Source organism: Vibrio metschnikovii CIP 69.14 (assembly GCF_000176155.1).
GTDB classification, from domain to species: Bacteria; Pseudomonadota; Gammaproteobacteria; order Enterobacterales; family Vibrionaceae; genus Vibrio; species Vibrio metschnikovii.
In genome coordinates this window covers 152,546-173,931 of the sequence record NZ_ACZO01000006.1, presented here as the reverse complement: position 1 = coordinate 173,931, position 21,386 = coordinate 152,546, and the positions used below count along the sequence as shown (strand labels likewise).

Annotated in this window: 24 protein-coding genes; 2 read left to right on the top strand and 22 right to left on the bottom strand. The window is 45.3% G+C overall.

The genetic code is table 11. The features are described 5' to 3' along the window. Nucleotides 1-45 precede the first annotated feature (45 nt). The 3 genes from VIB_RS04365 to VIB_RS04355 form a co-directional block, all read right to left on the bottom strand. A complete protein-coding gene (locus tag VIB_RS04365) occupies nt 46-570 on the bottom strand; it encodes an NADPH-dependent FMN reductase (protein WP_004394779.1) in 525 nt (174 codons plus the stop codon). Between the two features lie 118 nt (nt 571-688). After that, a complete protein-coding gene (locus tag VIB_RS04360; protein ID WP_004394778.1) occupies nt 689-946 on the bottom strand; it encodes a YfcL family protein in 258 nt (85 codons plus the stop codon). A gap of 10 nt (nt 947-956) precedes the next feature. After that, nucleotides 957-1,487 carry an elongation factor P hydroxylase gene (locus VIB_RS04355; protein WP_040904143.1) on the bottom strand — a complete coding sequence of 177 codons (531 nt, stop codon included), beginning with the start codon at nt 1,485-1,487 and terminating at the stop codon, nt 957-959. 198 nt (nt 1,488-1,685) lie between these two features. Here VIB_RS04355 and VIB_RS04350 point away from each other — a divergent pair, with 198 nt between their 5' ends. Further along, complete coding sequence (locus tag VIB_RS04350; RefSeq protein WP_004394777.1) at nt 1,686-2,312, top strand: trimeric intracellular cation channel family protein; 627 nt, start codon at nt 1,686-1,688, stop codon at nt 2,310-2,312. Between the two features lie 98 nt (nt 2,313-2,410). Here VIB_RS04350 and aroC read toward each other — a convergent pair whose 3' ends face one another. Together aroC and prmB are read right to left on the bottom strand one after the other, a co-directional pair. Beyond that, on the bottom strand, nt 2,411-3,496 hold the full coding sequence (gene aroC, locus VIB_RS04345) for a chorismate synthase (protein WP_004394776.1): 1,086 nt from the start codon (nt 3,494-3,496) through the stop codon (nt 2,411-2,413). A 430-nt stretch (nt 3,497-3,926) separates the two neighbouring features. Further along, nucleotides 3,927-4,859, bottom strand: coding sequence for a 50S ribosomal protein L3 N(5)-glutamine methyltransferase (gene prmB / locus VIB_RS04340; RefSeq protein WP_040904141.1), 933 nt, complete (start codon nt 4,857-4,859; stop codon nt 3,927-3,929). A gap of 62 nt (nt 4,860-4,921) precedes the next feature. Between prmB and smrB the strand changes: the two genes are divergently transcribed. Next, nucleotides 4,922-5,476, top strand: a complete 555-nt coding sequence (gene smrB, locus VIB_RS04335; protein WP_004394774.1) for an endonuclease SmrB — start codon at nt 4,922-4,924, stop codon at nt 5,474-5,476. Between the two features lie 67 nt (nt 5,477-5,543). On the opposite strand, the gene flhB is transcribed toward smrB, so the two are convergent. The 17 genes from flhB to VIB_RS04250 all read right to left on the bottom strand — a co-directional run bounded on the left by flhB (nt 5,544) and on the right by VIB_RS04250 (nt 21,332). Continuing rightward, nucleotides 5,544-6,674 carry a flagellar biosynthesis protein FlhB gene (gene flhB / locus VIB_RS04330; protein WP_004394773.1) on the bottom strand — a complete coding sequence of 377 codons (1,131 nt, stop codon included), beginning with the start codon at nt 6,672-6,674 and terminating at the stop codon, nt 5,544-5,546. Between the two features lie 9 nt (nt 6,675-6,683). Continuing rightward, entirely contained in the window at nt 6,684-7,466 is a 783-nt protein-coding gene (gene fliR, locus VIB_RS04325; protein WP_004394771.1) for a flagellar biosynthetic protein FliR, read from the bottom strand. Between the two features lie 8 nt (nt 7,467-7,474). Beyond that, nucleotides 7,475-7,744, bottom strand: a complete 270-nt coding sequence (fliQ, locus tag VIB_RS04320) for a flagellar biosynthesis protein FliQ (protein WP_004394770.1) — start codon at nt 7,742-7,744, stop codon at nt 7,475-7,477. 12 nt (nt 7,745-7,756) lie between these two features. Beyond that, the gene (gene fliP / locus VIB_RS04315; RefSeq protein ID WP_372447881.1) at nt 7,757-8,602 is read right to left on the bottom strand and encodes a flagellar type III secretion system pore protein FliP; all 846 of its coding nucleotides are present in this window, start codon (nt 8,600-8,602) and stop codon (nt 7,757-7,759) included. A gap of 43 nt (nt 8,603-8,645) precedes the next feature. Further along, nucleotides 8,646-9,023: a flagellar biosynthetic protein FliO gene (fliO, locus tag VIB_RS04310; RefSeq protein ID WP_040904140.1), complete on the bottom strand. Its 378-nt coding sequence runs from the start codon at nt 9,021-9,023 to the stop codon at nt 8,646-8,648. A gap of 3 nt (nt 9,024-9,026) precedes the next feature. After that, nucleotides 9,027-9,437, bottom strand: coding sequence for a flagellar motor switch protein FliN (gene fliN, locus VIB_RS04305; protein WP_004394768.1), 411 nt, complete (start codon nt 9,435-9,437; stop codon nt 9,027-9,029). A gap of 21 nt (nt 9,438-9,458) precedes the next feature. Further along, nucleotides 9,459-10,508: a flagellar motor switch protein FliM gene (fliM, locus tag VIB_RS04300; protein WP_040904139.1), complete on the bottom strand. Its 1,050-nt coding sequence runs from the start codon at nt 10,506-10,508 to the stop codon at nt 9,459-9,461. Then, nucleotides 10,505-11,014 (bottom strand): flagellar basal body-associated protein FliL, encoded by a 510-nt coding sequence (gene fliL, locus VIB_RS04295; RefSeq protein WP_004394766.1) that lies wholly within the window; start codon nt 11,012-11,014, stop codon nt 10,505-10,507. The genes fliM and fliL overlap by 4 nt, the downstream gene beginning before the upstream one ends. 36 nt (nt 11,015-11,050) lie before the next feature. Beyond that, nucleotides 11,051-12,805 carry a flagellar hook-length control protein FliK gene (locus tag VIB_RS04290; protein WP_004394765.1) on the bottom strand — a complete coding sequence of 585 codons (1,755 nt, stop codon included), beginning with the start codon at nt 12,803-12,805 and terminating at the stop codon, nt 11,051-11,053. A 215-nt stretch (nt 12,806-13,020) separates the two neighbouring features. Beyond that, nucleotides 13,021-13,467, bottom strand: a complete 447-nt coding sequence (gene fliJ / locus VIB_RS04285; RefSeq protein ID WP_004394764.1) for a flagellar export protein FliJ — start codon at nt 13,465-13,467, stop codon at nt 13,021-13,023. Between the two features lie 7 nt (nt 13,468-13,474). After that, nucleotides 13,475-14,797, bottom strand: coding sequence for a flagellar protein export ATPase FliI (fliI, locus tag VIB_RS04280; protein WP_004394763.1), 1,323 nt, complete (start codon nt 14,795-14,797; stop codon nt 13,475-13,477). Next, nucleotides 14,797-15,600 carry a flagellar assembly protein FliH gene (gene fliH / locus VIB_RS04275; protein WP_004394762.1) on the bottom strand — a complete coding sequence of 268 codons (804 nt, stop codon included), beginning with the start codon at nt 15,598-15,600 and terminating at the stop codon, nt 14,797-14,799. The genes fliI and fliH overlap by 1 nt, the downstream gene beginning before the upstream one ends. Before the next feature lie 85 nt (nt 15,601-15,685). Next, nucleotides 15,686-16,729 (bottom strand): flagellar motor switch protein FliG, encoded by a 1,044-nt coding sequence (gene fliG / locus VIB_RS04270; RefSeq protein ID WP_004394761.1) that lies wholly within the window; start codon nt 16,727-16,729, stop codon nt 15,686-15,688. After that, nucleotides 16,722-18,464, bottom strand: coding sequence for a flagellar basal-body MS-ring/collar protein FliF (gene fliF, locus VIB_RS04265; protein WP_040904138.1), 1,743 nt, complete (start codon nt 18,462-18,464; stop codon nt 16,722-16,724). Before fliF ends, fliG begins: the two co-directional genes overlap by 8 nt. Nucleotides 18,465-18,480: 16 nt before the next feature. After that, a complete protein-coding gene (fliE, locus tag VIB_RS04260) occupies nt 18,481-18,792 on the bottom strand; it encodes a flagellar hook-basal body complex protein FliE (protein WP_040904136.1) in 312 nt (103 codons plus the stop codon). Nucleotides 18,793-18,867: 75 nt separating this feature from the next. Further along, the gene (locus VIB_RS04255; protein ID WP_004394758.1) at nt 18,868-20,277 is read right to left on the bottom strand and encodes a sigma-54-dependent transcriptional regulator; all 1,410 of its coding nucleotides are present in this window, start codon (nt 20,275-20,277) and stop codon (nt 18,868-18,870) included. A gap of 2 nt (nt 20,278-20,279) precedes the next feature. Next, nucleotides 20,280-21,332: a sensor histidine kinase gene (locus VIB_RS04250; protein ID WP_004394757.1), complete on the bottom strand. Its 1,053-nt coding sequence runs from the start codon at nt 21,330-21,332 to the stop codon at nt 20,280-20,282. Between the last annotated feature and the right edge of the window lie 54 nt (nt 21,333-21,386).

Genomic DNA, 21,386 nt, shown 5'->3' with positions numbered 1-21,386 from the left:
CGCTGGATAAGCGAGGCTTCATGAATACAACGGATACGAAAAAACTTAACCTAGTAATGCTACTGTAGCTTTAATTTTTTCGGCAATCTCTGAGTTAGTCACTTCACCAGCTGCCAAGTCGAAATTATCATAAAAGCTAGGGACAGAAAGCGAGCCTTTAACATTACCACCGAAAAATGGCGCTGAGGCAACGGCGGCGGCTAGCACCGACTGAGCACCACCGGGGCCTGGTGACGTAGCAAGATACACCGCTGGCTTACCTTTAAACAGCTCACGATCAATACGAGTAGTCCAGTCGAACAAATTTTTATAAGCGGCAGGATAATGTCCATTATGCTCAGCAAAAGAAATCACAAAGGCATCGGCTTGCGCTAAATCACGTAAAAAGGCTTGTGCGCCTTCCGCTTGCCCTAGCTCTTTCTCTCGATCTTCGCTGAACATCGGTACAGAATAATCATTAATATTCAATACGGTAACTTGCGCACCCTCAATTTGCTTTGCCGCGTAAGTGGCTAGCGCTTGATTGATAGATTGAGAGCTGGTGCTCGCGCCAAATGCGATAACTTTCATAGGATAACCTCATGGTTTATATAATAAGCACAGAGTAAACATTGGTCATTGTTATCGCAACTACAAAAATTATACGATGATATTCAAATTTTCCGAATAAGAACTCTCATCAAGAATATCAAGCACTCAATTCACGCCATAACGCATAAACGATCGCCCGGTCAGCAGGTGTCAGCTCCGAACGTGCTTCTTCAAGACTTTGCTCAATACGTGCTTTTAATCGCTCAATATCATCAATACCTTGCTCTTCACAAGCCGCGGCCGATAAAGAAATATGCCCGCGTAAATAACCACCAGCAAATAACTCATCATCAGACGCCGACTCAATACGGGCATCAATTCGGTCCAATAATTGTTCTTCAAATTCAATAATCATCGTCTTCTCATTATTTCACTATAAATTGATCAGCGCTCAACGGCGGAGTGTGATAAAACGCCCGTAAAGCCTGTGATAATCGCGCCACTCGAGGAGGCAAACCAGTTTTTAGTATCCCCAACACTTGTTGATGAACCTTGTGCATAAACACCAACCTATCAGGCTCATGATCACCATGTAGGTTGTCACAGCTTACCGTAAAGGGGAATCCTGCGCTTTGCGCTAAAATCCACTCATAAGCCTGCGGCCTTACTTCTACCCGCTCAAACTCCGCTTGTACTTGCGCTGAACGACCATCCGGCTCATACCAATAGCCAAAATCTTCTAGTAAGCGGCGCTCAGGCCCAGCAACGCACCAATGAGCGATCTCGTGCAGTGCCGACGCATAAAACCCGCGCGCAAAAATGATCCGATGATATGGCGTCTGTTCATCGGCGGGTAAATATACGGGTTCGTCACCGCCTAGCTCAAGTTGAGTCTGGTAGTCGGTAAAAAAAGTTTGATTAAAAATAGCGATTAAATCTTGATACTGATGGGTCATCAACAGCTACTCTCGTCGGCTTAATGGCCAGCATTCTCGCGATTTTTTCCTTTAGGGTAAAGCGTTCAAACAAAATTATTAGATTAAGTAATCTGGCTGCCCTTTTCGCCCTATAAAAACTCATTCGTCAAACTGCTCGATTCGCTCTACACTTGCGCCTTTCTCGGCTCAAGTAATCAATACGTAATAAGGTTAACTATGCTACTTAGCGTTCTATACATTATTGGCATCACAGCAGAAGCAATGACCGGAGCTCTTAGTGCTGGTCGTCGGAAAATGGATTGGTTTGGCGTTATGCTAGTGGCAAGCGCAACGGCGATTGGTGGTGGCACGGTGCGTGATATTCTTCTCGGTCATTATCCGCTTGGCTGGGTAAAAAATCCTGAGTATCTGGCGATTACTTGCTTAGCCGGTGTATTAACCACTGGGATTTATCGTTGGGTGATTAAACTCAAAGGGCTATTTATTCGCTTGGACGCGTTAGGATTGATCGTGTTTAGCATTATCGGCACCAAAGTCGCCTTAGAAATGGGGCATCATGTGATGATCTGTATGGTCGCGGCCTTAGTCACTGGGGTATTTGGTGGCTTGTTGCGTGATTTAATCTGCCGCCAACCACCACTGGTACTGCATGATGAGCTTTACGCTTCTGTAGCGTTGATTGCATCAGGGCTTTATCTCACCTTATTAGAACTTGGCATCAGTGAGACAACCAATACCATTGCAACGTTAGTGGTCGGTTATCTTCTGCGCATGGCCGCGGTGCGTTTTAAATGGCGCTTACCATCATTCCATTTAGTTGAAACCGATAAACCGCTGCACTAATTACCATAATTTAAGAGCCAGAACATCTGAACCCATTGTTGGTCAATAACTCACAACACTCAGTGCCCTGTGACGGGCGCTGAGTGTGTCGATTAGCATTATAAAATAGGCGTTTCAGTGTGTACTGATTGATTTTGACCACGATGACGCAGCAAGTGATCCATCAGCACAATGGCTAACATCGCCTCAGCAATCGGTACCGCGCGAATACCCACGCAAGGGTCGTGTCGCCCTTTGGTGATAAGCTCCGTTGGCTCACCTTGACGGGTAATGGTTTGTCCAGGCACGGTAATACTCGACGTCGGCTTTAAGGCGATATTGGCAACAATGTCTTGACCTGAAGAAATTCCGCCCAAAATCCCCCCGGCATGATTGCTTGCAAAGCCGTCCGGGGTGAGCAAATCACGATGTTCGCTGCCTTTTTGGCGCACCACATCAAAGCCGTCGCCAATCTCTACCCCTTTAACCGCATTAATGCTCATCAGTGCATGAGCAATATCCGCATCGAGTCGATCAAATACCGGTTCACCTAAGCCTACGGGTACTTTGGTTGCCACGACTTGAATTTTGGCACCAATCGAATCACCTTGCTTTTTTAAATCGCGGATTAATTGATCAAACTGAGCGACTTTATCGATATCAGGACAAAAAAAGGCATTGTTTTCAATTTCATTCCAATCCACTTTTTCAATCGCAATATCACCCATTTGGGCAAGATAAGCACGGATCTCAATACCAAATTCTTGTTGCAGGTATTTTTTCGCAATACCACCAGCCGCCACACGCATCGCCGTCTCGCGTGCCGATGAACGGCCACCACCCCGATAGTCACGTAAACCGTACTTTTGATGGTAGGTATAGTCCGCATGTCCAGGACGAAATTTATCTTTAATATCTGAATAATCGGTCGAACGCTGATCGGTATTTTCAATCAATAAGCCGATAGAAGTCCCTGTCGTTTTACCTTCAAAAATACCAGAAAGAATTTTCACTTCATCCGCTTCACGGCGCTGAGTAGTATAACGCGATGTACCCGGACGACGGCGATCCAAGTCTACTTGTAAATCAGCGGCACTGATTTCAAGACCAGGAGGGCAACCATCGATGATACACCCTAATGCAACACCATGACTTTCGCCAAAAGTGGTGACTCGAAAATGTTGTCCAATACTGTTTCCTGCCATGTTTTCCTCAAACTTCCCATCAATAAGTAAATCCGTATTGACTTACCAGCATCCTTATTCCTAGCTATCCCTTTGCTACTTGAAGCTACAGTGGTGTTGGCTACGTTCGTTGCCCCAATCGCATCGTTACCTATGCTCATGGAGAGTCGCTCACCGGCCGCCTACCTACCACGCCCAATAGCTTGGGGATCATCTCATCAAGGAAGGAGCTTTTGTTAATCATGAAATCATACTCGCTTGATTAGCCAATGATGTAAAGTCCCGACTGACGTTTTCCTTAAAATGCGGCTTTGCCCCTCGCTGATGCCATAAAATGCGCCCCAGACATACGATTTCACTCCGCGCTACCATCCATAAAAAACGCCGACATCGCGTCGGCGTAGAGAGATCATGATTAATGAAAAATGATTAAGCTTTAATCTCAGCTGGGTTAATCACGATACAGTGAGAATTCTTCTGCACAATCAAGTAACTGTTGCTTGGTTAATAAAAAGACCCCGTGACCACCATTTTCAAACTCTAACCAAGTAAACGGAATATTAGGGTACTGATCCACCAGGTGAATCATTGAGTTACCCACTTCACAAACTAAAATCCCATTATCCGTTAGATAGTGAGGCGCATTAGCTAAAATGCGTCGTGCGAGTTTTAAACCATCCGTTCCCGCCGCAAGCCCTAACTCTGGCTCATGCTTGAACTCATCGGGTAAACTGTTCATATCCTCTTGATCGACATAAGGAGGATTAGTAACAATAATGTCGTATTGCTCTTTCGGTAAATCGCGAAATAAATCTGAACGAATCGGGAACACTTGCTGCTCTAAACCGTGATCTTGAATATTTTGCTCAGCCACCTGCAAAGCGTCAGCTGAAATATCAATCGCATCCACTTCAGCTTCAGGGAAAGCATAGGCGCAAGCAATTGCAATACAACCACTGCCCGTACATAAATCCATAATCCGAGTCGGCTCATCAAGTAACCAAGGTGAAAATTGCGCTTGAATCAATTCACCAATCGGTGAACGAGGCACTAAGACTCGCTCATCAACGAAAAACTCTAGACCACAAAACCATGCTTTATTGGTTAAATAAGCAATAGGCGTGCGCTCATTAATCCGCTTAATGACTCGCTCCACCACACGTAATCGCTCACTGCCCGTTAAACGGGAATTCAGTACATGAGGCGGAACGTCAATCGGTAAATAGAGTGTCGGTAAGATTAACTGAACGGCTTCATCCCATGCATTATCGGTTCCGTGACCATAAAATAACTGTGCCGCATTGAAACGACTCACCGTCCAACGGATCATGTCCTGAAGGGTATGCAGTTCAGAAACCGCCTCATCTACAAAAATCTTATCCAAAATTGCCTCCGAAAAGCGCTACAATACTGCCAATACCGAAAATAACTGATAATTTAACTTTCATGAACAAAAAAAACACCGACATCAGTCACTGTCATGATCTCGATGCGAATGATGATTTTGCTCTGTTTCACGAGGCAGTAAAAGGCGTAAAAAAGTTATCTCAGGATACCATAACCCAATCGCCAAACAGAAATCCCAAGCAAAAAGAAATTCGCCGTCACTCACGAGAAGCCAGTGATACCCATTTTTATTTTTCCGATGAATTTGTGCCTCTACTTAGTGAAGAAGGACCAACCCGTTATGCTAGGAGTGATATCTCTAAGTATGAAGTTAAAAAACTGCGCCGCGGTGTGTATTCGCCTGAGGTGTTTCTCGATATGCATGGTATGACTCAACAGGAAGCCAAACGAGAACTCGGTGCAATGATTGCTTATTGCCTAAAAGAAAAAGTTCACTGTGCTTGCGTACAACATGGTATTGGTAAACATATTCTTAAACAGAAAGTGCCATTGTGGTTGGCTCAACATCCTGATGTCCTCGCTTTTCATCAAGCGCCATTAGAGTTTGGTGGCAATGGGGCTCTGTTGATCTTATTATCGATTCCCGATAAGTAATACGGTATTGGTCTGGAATAACACAGAACCACTGGCAATAATACGGCTCAACGATAGAGAGTCTGCGCTAGTAGCGCATGTCCGGTGGTATTGGCAGCTCTTGCGTTTTCAACACTGGGCGCTGACCCCCTTTGCGGCGATATTGCTTAATTTGGAACACATAAGCCAATACCTGGGCGACGGCCACAAATAAACCATCTGGAATTTCCTGCTCTAGCTCTGTGGTGTAGTACAGTGCCCGCGCTAGCGGAGGAGCGGCAACAATCATAATCTCGTGCTCACGGGCAATTTCACGGATTTTAAGGGCCAGAAAATCGCCGCCTTTGGCAACCACAATGGGGGCTTTATCCGTTCCTTGCTTATAACGTAGCGCCACTGAAAAGTGATCGGGGTTGGTGATAATGACGTCCGCTTGAGGGACATCGGCCATCATCCTGCGTTGTGCCGCTTCACGCTGCAACATCCGAATCCGACCTTTAACTTCAGGCTTACCTTCCGTATCTTTGTATTCGTCTTTAATCTCTTGCTTGGTCATTTTCAGTTTTTCAGCGTGTTGCCAAATCTGAAAAGGCACATCAATCGCGACGACCACCAGCAGTGAACAGCTGATCAGCAAAATAAAATTAAGTAGAATTTCTAACGCATGGAAAATATTTTGTGGATACACATCCATACTGAGTTGAAAAAGATCATTTTTCGAAGCGTCAATCAGATAGAAAGCCACCCCAGCCACTAAGAGTACTTTGAGTATCGACTTAAACAGCTCAACTAAACTCTGCATACCAAACATGCGTTTAAAGCCGCTCAACGGACTGATTTTTGATAACTTAGGTCTTGCCGCCTCAGCAGAAAAACTAACCCCGCCAACACCAGCAGCCCCGATCAGCGCAGCCACAAATAAGGTAATGAGGATCAGTAGTAGTGGGAAAATTAAATGGGTCAGCGTACCAGCAATAATATCGAACAGTTTGCTACTGTCGAAAATCTCTTCACGGCTCAGAGAAAAAAACCGTCCCATCGTAGTATACAAGCGACTGGCTAACATTTCGCCAAACCACATTAGGGCTACCGAACCAATGATTAATACCGATACCGACGCTAACTCTTTCGACCTTGCAACCTGCCCTTTTTCTTTGGCTTGTTGCAAGCGCCTGGGGGTCGCCTCTTCGGTTCTTTCTTGTCCATCAGACTCTGCCACGGGTTTCTCCTAACAGTTCAGGCGGATCAAACGACACAGTTGCTGCTCACCCTCTGCCCAAAACAGATCATAGTGCGCAAATAGACCACTGACAATATAACCACAAATCAGTAAGCCGACCAAAAGAGCAAAGGCAAAACCTAGCGAAAAGATATTCAATTGTGGTGCAGCCCGAGTCATTACCCCAAAGGAAAGGTTAACGGTTAATAACGCAATGATCCCAGACAGTGACATACTCAACGCCACTTTAAACATAATCCCTAACCATTGGGAGAGCTCATAATAATCGACATTAGTCAGCGATCCTGCGCCAATCGGTAAACTGGTGAAGCTCAGCACCACCAACTGAATCATGGTTAAATGGCCATCCGTCGCCAAAAAAAACATCGTTGCTAAAAACATAAACAATTGGCCTAACAGCGGCGTATTCTGTCCATTAGCAGGATCAACCATAGAAGCAAACCCCAAACTGGCTTGCATACCGAGTATTTGACCAAGGATAACAAAGGTTTGAATTAAAAACTGAGTCACCATCCCCATCGCCACGCCAATAATGATTTGTTCTAGTGTGGTTAAAAAACCTTGAAACGAGAGGAGTTGCAAATCATCGGCAATCGCTGGCACAGCTGGCATTACGGCGAGTGTGATCGCTAAACCAAGATACAGGCGAATACGCGGCGACACAAACCGCGCGCCAGTGACGGTCATCACCATCAACATGGCTGAAATACGTGTAAAGGGCCAAAAGTAGTGTGCAATAAAATCTAGGACTACACTGGCTGGGTATTCCATCGCAGCTCCTAAAATAAAACTTGTGGCAAGCGCTCAATCATGGCGAAGAAAAACTCCATCAGCATTTGAGTCATCCAATGGGCAAATATCATTAATGCTAATAGAGTCACAATCAAACGTGGTAAAAAGCTTAGTGTCTGTTCGTTGATTGAGGTTGCGGCTTGAAACACCGCCACAACTAAACCAATTATTAGGCTAGGTACAATGATGGCGCAAACCATGATCAGCACTAACCATAATGCTTCACGAAATAGCTCAACAAACAGCTCAGGTGTCATTTGTCTCTCCCGCTATAAAGCAAAACTGCCCGCTAAGGTCGATAAAATTAGGTTCCATCCATCAACTAAGACAAATAACATCAGCTTAAAGGGTAAGGAAACGATCATCGGTGACAACATCATCATACCCATCGCCATTAATACCGAAGCCACCACTAAATCAATAATAAGAAAAGGCAAAAAGAGCATAAAACCGATTTGGAATGCCGTTTTCAATTCAGAGGTAATAAACGCAGGAATAAGAATCGCCATCGAGACATCTTCCGGATTTTGCGCATTCGAACCGGCAATGTTAACAAACGTCTCTAAATCTTTAAGTCGTGTTTGTTTAAGCATAAAAGATTTCATCGGATCCTGGGCTAAATCAAATGCCTGCCGAGCACTGATCTGCTCATTAAGATAAGGCTGTACCGCTTGGTCATTAATCTGATTGAGCACTGGCGACATAATGAAAAACGTTAAAAAAATCGCAATACCAATAATGACCTGATTCGAGGGAGTTTGCTGCAAGCCCATCGCCTGACGCAAAATCGACATCACGACAACAATCCGCGTAAATGACGTCATTAAAATAACCATCGCTGGCAAAAAGCCCAGCATGGTCATTAGAGCGAGAATTTGTAGATTAATCGAATAATCTTCACCGCCATCCGCATTAGTTGTCATCGTGAATGCGGGAATCCCACCGCCACCACTACGGCTGGATAAGGCCAAACTCCTTGAACCGGCTTGTTCACTCTCCATTGCTGATACGGTAACACCTTGCGCACCGGCAGCAGTGGGAGGAATGGCCGTTGCAAGCTCTTGCTGAGCATAAAGTGGGGAGGAAAACGCCCAAATAAGTAAACTGAGCAGCATCATTGCTTTACAGAGTAAATGGGTGAGTCGGTGATATTGGCGATTATTTGTCATGTTTTTTTAGCAGCTGCGTCAATTGATGAGCAAAAGGCGTTGGATCTTGCGCCTCCTGAGTTAATGGTGAGTCTAATTTAGCAATCAATTGGATCGAATGACTGGTCACCCCAATCAAAAACTGCTCCTCCCCTGCTTGGACTATCATGATTCGTTCTTTGGTCCCAACAGGAAGCTGGCGAATGATCTGAAATCCTTTTTGCTGACCAAAAACCGGGACTTTCATCCGTTTAAGTAACCAAGCTAGAAACAGAATAAAACCCAGGACGAATAAAAGCGACCCTAAGGTGGTCGCTATATCCAACGAACTGCTGGGAGCGGCAAAAGCTGGGCAACTGAGCAAGGCTAGCCCTAAGATTTTTTTCATCCGCTATCTCAGCTTCTTAATCCGTTCTGTTTGACTAATAACATCCGTGAGACGGATACCGAACTTATCATTGACGACAACGACTTCACCATGAGCAATTAAGGTTCCATTGACCATAACATCAAGTGATTCTCCGGCAATTCTATCCAATTCCACGACTGAACCTTGGTTTAATTGCAACAAGTTACGAATACTAATTTTAGATCGGCCCACTTCCATCGAAATGGTCACCGGAATATCCATGATAGTATCTAACTTACGCCGCTCATCTTCAGTGATCGGCGGTGAAGTATCTTTTAATTCATCCAATGGGGCTGCTAATATTTCATCGACATCAACATCAGGAGCATTCGGATCTTCGCCCAATGCTGCCGCCCATTCATCTGCCAATTTTTGATCATCTGATTTTGACATCTTTGCTACCTATTCTTACGCTTAAGATTGTTCTTCATCGGCTAATTCGTCATTTTCTAATTCAGCAATGATATCTTTACCTAAAAAGGCCAAATCGGTTTTCATTGCTTCAGGACGTTTGATTTTTTGCGAAATTTGCACCGCGAGTTTGTCACCTGAGCGTCCCATTTTAACGCGATAAGTGGGTAGCTCTTCGACAAACATAATGGCATGTTCTGGCATTTTTATCGGGATAATATCGCCAACCTGCAAATCCATTAGATCTCGCAGCGCGATGTCTTGCTCTAATAAATTGACTCGAAAATTAATCGGCACGTCCATAATTTCGTCGCGTAGTGCTGAGCTCCAGCGAACATCGGTTTCCATTTTATCCGATTGAACCCCTGCATCGAGCAATTCTCGAATCGGTTCAACCATCGAATAAGGCATGACCATATGGAAATCACCGCCTCCACCATCCACTTCAATATGGAATGAACAGACAACGATTACCTCGGTTGGACTGACGATGTTCGCCATACTCGGATTCACTTCCGAGTCTAAATATTCAAACTCGACCCCCATTACTGGTGACCATGCTTCTTTATAATCGGCAAAAACGATTTTCAACAATAATTGGATAACTCGTCGTTCGGTTGGTGTAAATTCTCGACCTTCAATTCGCGCATGATAGCGGCCATCACCACCAAAAAAGTTTTCAACCAGAATAAATACCAGTCGCGCTTCCATTGTCACCAGCGCTGTCCCCTTTAATGGACGAAAACGCACCATGTTAAGGCTGGTCGGAACGTATAGAGTATTTTGGTATTCACCAAACTTCATCATCTGTACGCCGTTAATCGAAACTTCGGCGGTTTTACGCAGCATATTAAACAGACTAATCCTCATATGCCGTGCAAAGCGTTCATTAATCAGCTCAAGCGTCGGCATTCGTCCACGAACGATACGATCTTGTGACGAAAAATCAAATGAAGAGGCAGTCGACGAATCTAACTCTTCTTCTTCGTCATCCACTCCATCAACGCCATGAAGGAGCGCATCAATTTCGTCTTGGCTTAGTAAATCGGTCACGGACTCACCTGCTGCATTACAAAATCGGTAAATAAAACACGTTCAATAACGGGTTCTCCCACCACTTGTGTCATGGCGGCTTTAATATCTTCGGTGGCTTTATCTCGTAATTCAACCCGCCCCGATGGAGTACGCAGTTGTTCAACCGTCGCTGAAGCAAACGTCGCCAATAAGGTACTTTCTACTAACGGAGAGTGAAAACGAGCTAGGTTTTCGTTATTAGTACCACGAACCATCAGTTGGACTTTAACTTGGACCATACGTCCCCGAGTATCACCACTGACATTAAACACAAACGGCTGAGCAATGTTAACGTAAGAAACTGGAGCAACGCTAGGTGCCGCTCGGCGATTCGCTGTATCGGCACTTTGCTGATCACTGCCAGATCCCATTAAAAAGAACGCTGCACCGCCGCCACCTAACAGCAAAACCGCCGCCGCAACGATAATGATCAGCAGTTTCTTTTTACTCTTCGGTGCATCTTGTGAATTTTCATCAGCAGCCATAACATCCTCTACGTGGTTTTGTTTATTTTTATTAGTTTAAGCGTAATAACTGATTCCATCACGCTTTGTTGTCACATTCAAATCAAGTTTGACGTTAGCATCAATGTTTTCATCGCCTAATAGCGTATCATCGTCACTTAAATGGCCAGACTGGCCTCGCTCAGCAGCATAACCTTGTTGCTGACCCGAGCTCTGCTGTTGCACTGATGTATCCGCCAATTGTACACCTTGTTGGGCTAACATTTCCCTTAAACGAGGCATCGCGCCCTCTAAAGCATCTCGTGCTTGAGCATTGGTTACCGTAAATTGAATACTAGCTCCATCAGCGTGCATATTCATACGAATATGCAATCGGCCTAACTCTGGCGGATCCAACCGGATATCAATATTTTTTAAATTCTTCGACATCATCATTTGGATCCGCTCAGCCATCTCATCCGCAACCAATCCTTTATTGAGCATCAAAGGCAGTGGTTGAGCTTGAATCGGCGTCGCTTCATGACGCAATGGTGTCGAACTACTTACCCCAGACTGGGTCGCGGTTGCCGCTATTTGTTGAGCTAATGAGGTATCATCGCTATCACTCGCCGAACGCGTTTTTCCTGCTGCTCCGGCAAGCAACATTGAACTCGCTAAGGCGGCGTTAGCCGCTTGAGTATTTACTAAATCTGGCTGAGCCATCGCTTGACCAGCCGCTCGATTAACGGCCGTTGTACTACTCATCTCAGCATCCAGTGAAGTAGCGTTGCTCATCGCTGTACTAACAGGAGCAGCTATTGTTTGAGATGCTCCAACAGGAGAAGCAGCGGCGGACTGTGTCGCCAATGCCGCAGAGACCCCGACCGCAACCGCTTTTTTGGTACGTTGCCCATCTTGAAGCTCTATATGACCTTCAACTTTAGAGAGATCTCCATCAATTGATCCAGAAGAAGATTGACTATGTGGGTTCGCCGAGAAATGGGTGGCTTGAGTAACCAAGCTCGGATCGATATCAAGTTCATCGGTTAATAAAGTGGGTTGACTATCGATTGGAAGATGAATATCGGTCGTTAACGCTGTATTACTGATAGCGTCTCGCTCCGTCAATTCTGGATGAGCAACCATTGACGCGAGATCAGTCTCAAGTTCAGTGACCCGATGAGATACGACTGTGTTGTTCCGCTCATTCTCACCATCATCGCCATATTGATGACGAGTGCTATTGTCTAAAGTGCTCGCGCCATACATCACCTGAGTTTGTATTGGTGATGTCCAGTCATCTGAGTGCGAGTATTGGTCAGCAACAACCGGCACTGCTATCTCAGCATCGTCATGCTTAGCGGAGAGACTATGAGGCAAAGGCTTGCCGTTATGCCCAGTGAGCACCTGATTAGCCTGCTGTAAACGTACCAGCAAGTCATCGCCTTCATTCATCACTTGCGTGCTTTTATTCTCCAGGAGCGGTTCAGATTGAGGTTCAGCGATTGCACGTGTGAGGCCAACATCGACAGCGGCGTCAAATGAAGCCGTGTGCTCAGAATCAGACTCGGCGAAAGTCTGTCGTTCATCAGAGGGTTCTGATGCTGAAAGTTCAGAGCTAGTTTCATCACTCGATACCACCGTCGCTATCGAAGCCTCATTGTGCTTAGCCGTTTGAGTATCACTTTTGGCGCTAAACAGCAGTGCGGTTAACTTATCGAGAAAACTGCTTGGCTCAGCGCTTGCTGAATCTTGACCACTTTGCCCAACGGAGCCTTTTGCCAGATTGGCAATAGAAGTGTTATCGACAGAAGAAGTTGAATTAATATTCATAGGCACATCGCTCGCATTGATACTGAATCATAAAGCCACGCGCGATAGTTATCGTGTGTAGCATGAGATGATCGGATTCTGTGCCTAAATAAATGCAAAAACTACGCCACAATAAGATCTATTTATTGGAATGGATAAAGTATTGGAACGGATAACATTTAGAAGCACCAAGCACCAGTATCGCGGTCGGACAAAGAACAATCTGAACGGGATAATTACTTAGGAATATTCCGTTGACGATTAAAATTGAGCGTCGAAAATTCATCCATTTGCTTTTGTTCTCTTCGCTCTTGAATGCGCCGTTGCTCCGTGCGTTTTTTGTCAATTAACCATTCGTATGAACGACGTTGCTGCCGAATATGTAACCAATGTTGCTGACTATTCTCAACTTGCTGCTTAAAATGATTTTCTGCGCCACGTTGTTTAGCTAGGGTTTCATCAAGCTGAGTAAGAAATCGGTTTAAATGACCATATTGACTGGCGGACAATCCCGCTTGACCCCGCTCGACAAGCTGTTGGCAATATTCAAGTCGATACTGCTCAATTTGCTTTAATTGTTGATAGTAACCTTCAAGCTCATTACGAGCCTTACTCAATACCATTATTGCTTGGCTTTCTTTCTCTTTGGCTTGGTCTAATAAAAATTCCAACGCATTGTCCATAGCAAGACTACTCCATGCTCAAGACATTTTTTAACATACCAACGCACATCTCATAAGGTACCGACTCTTTCATTTCTTGTTGAAGGTACTGATCCAACCTTGGTTTGAGAGTAAATGCACTATCAATCGCTTTATCGGTGCCAGGTTTATAGGCGCCAATTGAGACTAAGTCTTGGTTTTTACGACAAATCGATAAGATTTGTCGTACCGCTCGAGACATCAACATGTGCTCATCTGTGGTGATTTGTGGCATTACCCGACTGACGGATTTTTCAACATCAATCGCGGGATAATGACCAGCGTCTGCCATTTCTCTTGAGAGAACAATATGGCCGTCCAGAATGGCGCGCGACGCATCAGCTATCGGATCTTGTAAATCATCCCCTTCGGTCAACACCGTAAAAAAGGCGGTGATCGAGCCTTGGTTCGGACCACCATTGCCCGCTCGTTCAACCAATGCGGGTAATTTAGCAAACACCGAAGGTGGATAACCTTTAGTCGCTGGCGGCTCTCCCACCGATAGTGCGATCTCCCGTTGCGCTTGAGCAAAACGAGTTAATGAGTCCATCAATAAGAGTACATCGAGCCCTTGATCGCGAAAATATTCCGCGATAGCCAATGCCGTTTGGCAACCTTTCAAACGCATCAGTGGCGAGGAATCTGCGGGCGCTGCGACTACAACCGCGCGTTGACGGCCATCCACGCCAAGTATTTCTTCGATAAACTCTTTTACTTCTCGGCCACGTTCACCAATTAGTCCCACCACGACCACTTGCGCAGTCGTGCCACGAGTCATCATCCCTAAGGTAACCGATTTACCGACACCAGAGCCTGCAAAAAGACCGATACGTTGGCCTTTACCAACCGTCAGTAACCCATTAATGGCTTTGATTCCAACGTCTAATGGTTCGGTGATCGGTTTACGCAATAAAGGGTTTATCGGTTGAGCATTAAACGTGGCCTGTTGATCGGTGTAAATCGGTCCAAGTCCATCCAAAGGATTGCCGACACCATCAATCACTCGACCCAGTAGCTCCATCCCTACCGCTAATCCTGCCTCTTCGGTCAGTGGGGTTACTTTGGCTCCCGGCAAGATACCGTTGACTTGCTCACTGGGCATCAGAAACAGACTGTCACCAGAAAACCCAACCACTTCCGCTTCCATTTCACCAGACATGGTGTCGACTTTACATAAACTACCAATTGGTGCTCGGCACCCCGTTGCTTCTAACGTCAGTCCAACGACGCGTACCAGCTTGCCTGACGCGACAGGTCTGGTTGTTAAGCCTTGTGTTTTGTACTGTGCTAATCGTTCGGCCAGTGACAACATTACTCTTGTCCTACTTGGTGGCGATTTGTGCCACAAAAGCGTTGTAATACGCTACGAATACGTTCTTCCATACGGTAACTCACACTCGACTCACCGGCTTCGATTTGTACATCACCGCGATTTAAGGCAGGCTCACTACTGAGTGTCCATTGACGTGAATTTAACTCCGCTTCACCATAAGCATTTTTAACCAATTCATAATCTTCAGGATGGAGTTTTAAATGAATGGCATGTCCAGTAACAGGGAGCGCTTCGACTGACTCTTTCACCGTATCTAAAATCACTTGTGGATTGGTTTGAACTTCCACATGCACCACTTCTTTGACTAAAGTCAGTACCATATCCACAAGCTGCTTTTCAACTTGTGCATTCATTAATTGTAATGGTTGAGCAAATTGATCGGCCAACTCAATCAAAACATTCACCTGCTCTTGAATGGCTTGTTGCCCCGCTTCAAGCCCTTCTGTTTTACCCGTTTGTAATCCTTCTTGGTGGCCAACCTCAAAACCACCTTGTTTACCCAGTTCAAATCCTTGTTGATACCCTTCTGCTTTGCCCTGCTCGATGCCTTCTTGATAAGCGGAACGTTTGATTAACTCAATTTCTTCATCCGTTAAGGTTTGTGGTAGCTCAGGTTCAGGATCATCAAAGCTTGGCATCCAAGCGGGATCATAATTCATTGCCGTTTCTTTGGCTTTCTTACCCAGCTCTGCGCCATAATCTGGTAATCCCCATTTTTTGGGTGGCTCAACATTCTCATCCGAGCCTAAACGGATAAAACCCCGTTTTCTTTGTCCAGTCATGAAACATCCTATCGCGAACTAAAAAGGCCGCTAGTTCATTAAGAAAGACATCGAGAGCACAAGGTAACAAACCACCGTCTCTCGATTACAAGAATTCGTCTGCGCCACCAGACAACATCAACTCGCCACTGTCTGCCATCTTACGAGCAATCGCCAAGATTTCTTTTTGAGCCGATTCGACATCCGACACTTTAATCGGTGCCATCGCTTCCAAGTCATCTTTCATCAGTTCAGCGGCACGCTTAGACATGTTCTTAAAGATTTTATCTCGTAGCGCTTCATCGGCACCTTTGAGCGCTTTCAACAACACATCCTGTGGTACATCTCGAAGTAGTTTTTGGATACCTTGGTCATCCACTTCGACCAAGTTTTCAAACACGAACATCAGGTCTTCAATCTGGGTAGCGAGATCTTCATCTTGCTCACGCATCTGCTCCATAGCGATGCTTTCAATGCTATTATCTAGATAGTTCATAATATCCGCAGCCGCTTTCAAACCACCAATTTTCGCCGCTTGAGCACCTGCTTGTCCCGCAAACTGTTTCTCCATGATCTCGTTCAACTCAGCCAGTGCTGAAGGTTGAACTTCCTCAAGATTAGCGATACGCATTAATAATTGAAGCCTATCTCGCTCAGAAAATTGCGCGAGAATTTCTGCTGATTGGTCTGGCTTAAGGTAGGAGAGAACAATGGTTTGAATTTGTGGGTGTTCATTAACAATGATCGTCGCCACTTGTCTAGGATCCATCCATTTCAGCGAATCTAACCCTTTCGAACCGGTCCCTAGGAGAATTTGGTCGACTAAGTTATTCGCTTTATCCTCACCTAATGCGGCAATAAGTGCATTACGCATAAAGTCTTCACTGCCCATACCAATGTTGGTATATTTTTGAATATCTTCTAAAAATGCACGATGGACGGCACTGACTTTATCTTGACTGAGATCTTTTGCTTTTGCCATCGCACTGCCCACTCGCTGCACTTGCTTGGGTTCTAAGTGACGAATAATCCCAGCCGCATCATCTTCATTGAGGCTCAGTAATAAAATGGCCGCGCGCTCTTCACCAGGAATCGTTGAAATATCAATCCCTTCTTCAGCACCGTCTTTTTTGACTATATCGTTAGGCATTTTGCATCCAATTCTTCACTACTTGAGCCGCAAGTTCAGGCTCGTTAGCCACTAGAGCACGTACCGCTTTGAGTACATCCTCATCCTTATGTAGGTTAGGTAAATCTATTCCTGAGCCAAACTCGAAGAGATCGCCCCCTTCAATATCGCTGCCAATTAAGCTGGTTTCACCATCAGCTCCTATCGGTAAACCATCAGGTCCATATAATTGATCGTCATCATCAACCACTGGATTAAGTAGTTTCTTCATCGCGGGGCGCACCAAGACCAGAACAATCACAATGATCACTAGCGCACTGGCTAACCAACGTACCCAATCGTTAAAGTGTGGGTTTTCCCAAATAGGAATATCAATCAATGGATCAGTTTCTGGTTCAGCAAACTGCATACTGAGTACTTTAAGTAAATCACCACGATTTTCATTAAACCCAACCGTACCTATCAATAAGGTACGAATTGCATTGATTTCACTCTCGCTTAATGCTTGATAAGTCACCTGTCCTGTTTCAGGATTAACTACAGCGCGATTTTTAATTGCCACCGCCACCGTCTGACGATTAATCACCCCTGTTTGACGCCGCTCATGGCTGATCGTGGTGTCGAGTTCAAAGTTGCGTGTCGCTTCACGATGAACAGAACCTCGCCCCAAAATAGAGCCATCTTTCATTTGGGCGATATCTTGTGGGATAGAAGCATCGGCGGGGGGTTGATTGCTCAATGCGCCAGGAATTCCGGCCACAACATTACCGTTATTATAGTCTTCTAAGGTATATTCGCTGCGCGTAGCTGGAGTATTTGGGTCAAAAACTTTACGGGTTTGCTCAATCGCACTGAAGTCCAATTCAATATCAACTTGGGCCGTGTAATTGCCTAAGCCTAAAATTGGGATCAAGACTGAATCAATTTTATTGCGTAAATTTTCTTCTTGACGGCGCTCAAGCTCTTGCTCTTTGCGACGAGCCGTGGCGATTGGATCTTGTGAACCTGAGCTGAGTAAGCGTCCGTGTTGGTCAGTGACCGTCACTCGAGTCGGACGCATACCGGGTACCGCACTGGCAACCATATCAACAATAGAATCAACCTCTTCTTGCTTCAAGTTCATTCCTGTACGTAAGGTTAATGATACCGAGGCAGAAGCTTCTTGGTTATGGCGCACAAAGACGCTTTGTTGTGGTAAGGCAAGTAAGACTCGAGCGCGGTTGACTTGACGCATCTCTTCAATCGCTTTAGCTAATTGCCGCTCGCGACTGAGTTTTAGTCTTTCTTGTTCAAGACGCTGAGATACGCCAAAGCCCATATCTTGTAATAAAATATCATCTCCAGCATGACGAGTTTGATGCAACCCAGAACGAACCATATTGAGTCGAATACTATTGAAATCTTTGCTGGGTACTAAAATCGTATTGCCGTCTAATCGATAGTTCTGTTTTTGCTGATCGAGATAATCCAAAACGGGGATCAACTCTTCAGTTTCAAAAGCACCCAGCGGACGCATTTCCGGCTCTTTGACCCAGAAAAACAACATCACGATTAATGAGACGCAAATAGAGATAGATAGGACAAGTACAATTTGTCGCAAGAGATCTAAATCGCCCATGGCAAAATCAAGCTTAGAAGTACTTTTTTCTTCTAAATCGGGATTTTGTAAGCCATCATCTAAGCTCATCGAGGTAGAAAGCGCCTGCTCTCCACCAGAAGATATTGCCAGATCGGTTGTTTGTTTATCTTCGGCCACAGTTTACATCCTATGGTTATACTGGCATGTTCATCAGCTCTTTGTACGCATCAACGAGCTTATTACGTACCTGAATAGTCGCTTCAAACGCCACACTCGATTTATTACGAGCAATCATCACATCAGACAAAGAGATACCTTCATCTCCGCGATCAAAGCGTGTCTGTAGGTTACTCGATGACTGCTGTAATCCATTAACAGTATTGATGGCTTGAGTCAGCATTTGGCTAAAATCAGCGCCAACTTTTTGTCCAGTTGCCGCCGGACGAGCATTCGCTGCTTCCGCCATCATTGCTTGCATCTCACTGTTTAAGCCATCTAATCTCATAACCACCTCTAAATGCCAATTCTTTGACTCTCTCATCCATATTGAGTAAATGAGCAATTAATATGCCACGTCAAATTAACCTGGAATATCGATCCCTGCATCACGCATTTTCGCTAATTTATAGCGTAACGTTCGCGGGCTAATGCCTAATTTTTCCGCCATCTCTTTACGCCGACCGTGACACTCAACTAACGTCTCCATAATAATGGTAAACTCTTGATCACGTAGCTCATCACCTAATCCGACGGGACTCGCTGGAGTGTGGTTGATCGGCGAACTTTGCGCAACAGGCTTAATCTGGGGGCACGAGACTTCTTCTTGCTCAACCAACTGCTGTAAACCTGACGCATCTTGCCAATCAAGTCCCTCAAGTAATATATGTTGCTGAGTAATGTCCGCCTGTTCACTTAAAATTAACGCACGCTGAATCACATTATCAAGCTCACGGACATTACCAGGCCATGTGTATTGATGAAGCTTTTCCATGGCTGCGGGAGAAATGCTGGGAACCGGTAAACCGAGTTTTTTGCAATGGCGCTCCACGAGGTGTGTCGCTAATGGCGCAATATCTCCTTTTCGCTCACACAATGCAGGCCATGTGATCGGAAACACATTCAATCGATAGTATAAATCTTCGCGAAATTTGTTTTCTTTAACGTAAGCTTTTAAATCTCGGTTGCTGGTCGCAAGAACTCGTACATCAAGTTGAATACTTTTCCGACTGCCCAGCCGCTCAACCTCTCGCTCTTGGAGGACCCTAAGCAATTTAGCCTGTAGATTTAAATCCATCTCACTGATTTCATCCAATAAGATGGTGCCACCTTGAGCTTGTTCGAATTTACCTGGGCAGGCTTGCACCGCCCCCGTAAAAGCTCCCTTTTCATAACCAAAGAGTGTCGCTTCTAACATGTTGTCTGGGATAGCAGCACAATTAATGGCAATAAATGGTCCATCTTTACGGGGTGAAGCGTTATGAATATAACGTGACATAATCTCTTTACCAGAACCACTTGGGCCAAGAACCATCACGTTGGCGTCGGTTCTCGCCACTTTTTCCGCTAGCGCTAACAGCTTCAAGCTTTTCTCATCCGCCACCACCGCATCACCGTCATCATCGGATTTTACTGGTGCATAACGGCTGATCATATTAAGCAGTACTTCGGGCGCAAAAGGCTTCGCCATATAGTCGATGGCCCCCTCTTTCATCGCCGCCACGGCATCTTCGATATTGGCATAAGCGGTCATTAATAGCACCGGAACATTTGGCCAATGCTGTTTAATATTGCGAAGTAGCGCTAACCCGCCCATTCCGGCCATCTGTACGTCAGAGACGACGATATCGACTGGATGTGTTTTAAGTTTGATAAGTGCATCTTCAGCGCTGTCAGCTTCTAACCACTCATATCCGGCTAAGGCCAGTGTATCCACTAAGGCTTCACGGAGCCCTTCATCATCTTCAACGATTAAGACTTTACTTTGCGCCATGATCATTCTCCGTTATCTGATTGAGGTGAGGGCGATTGACGTTCGATGGGAAGGCACAGAGTAAAACAGGCTCCTTCACCAGGCTGCGACAATAACTCTAATCGCCCATCATGGGCACGACAGACCATTTGGACTACCGCTAGCCCAAGCCCTGTTCCTTGTGAACGCGTCGTAAAAAAAGGCTCCATTATTTTATGATGCAGCTCTGGTGCGATACCGGGACCGTTGTCTTGAACGGATATTTTTAATTCACCGTTGACGGCACGAAAGAAAACATCAATTTGCGCCCCTTTACCAATGATCTGAATAGCATTCATCACTAAATTACTGATCGCCGAAGCCAATGCGTTAGCATTCCCTAACAATACGGTATCGTCTTGCTCAACCTGTAGATCATAATCGATTTGATTGTTTTTTAATGCCGTTTCAATCATAGGTGAGAACTCTGCCACCAATTCAGCCACAGAAAAAGGCTGGATGACTCGGTTATCGCCGCCCTTAGCAAACAGCAACATATCGTTCACTTGCTTTTCTAGGTCGTGTAATCGATCAACCAATTTAGATTGAAATCGTTCACGGGTTGCAGTCGGTAAATTCGCCGCGGCTAAGTTAGAAGCATAGAGCATCGCGCTCGATAATGGCGTTCGAACTTGATGGGCTAACGATGCCACCATCCGCCCCAAAGACGATAAGCGCTGTAAATCACCGATCCGTGATTGTAAGAGGCGAGTTTCGGTTAAATCGGTTATTAGGATAAGTTGGCCCGTTGTTGAAGCAGAAATGGCTAAGCGAACTTTTCGGCCATTACGTAATGAGATTTCATGTCCATCATCCTCACGAGGTGCGAAAGCGACTTGAATCACGCTGTACCATTTTTCACCGACTAACGGAACTTGCAATAGCCGTTGCGCTTCAGGATTCGCTTCACGAACGATCCCTTGAGTATCCAGTAATATCACGCCAGCAGGCATTACATCGAGCACTTGTTTATAACGCTCAACTTGATCTTCCAATGAGTCTAAGTGCGACTGTTGTTTGTGTACGGGATCATTCATCGTCGAAAATTTGCCTTAATATACAACAATAGTCTGAAATGCAAAATGCAAGCC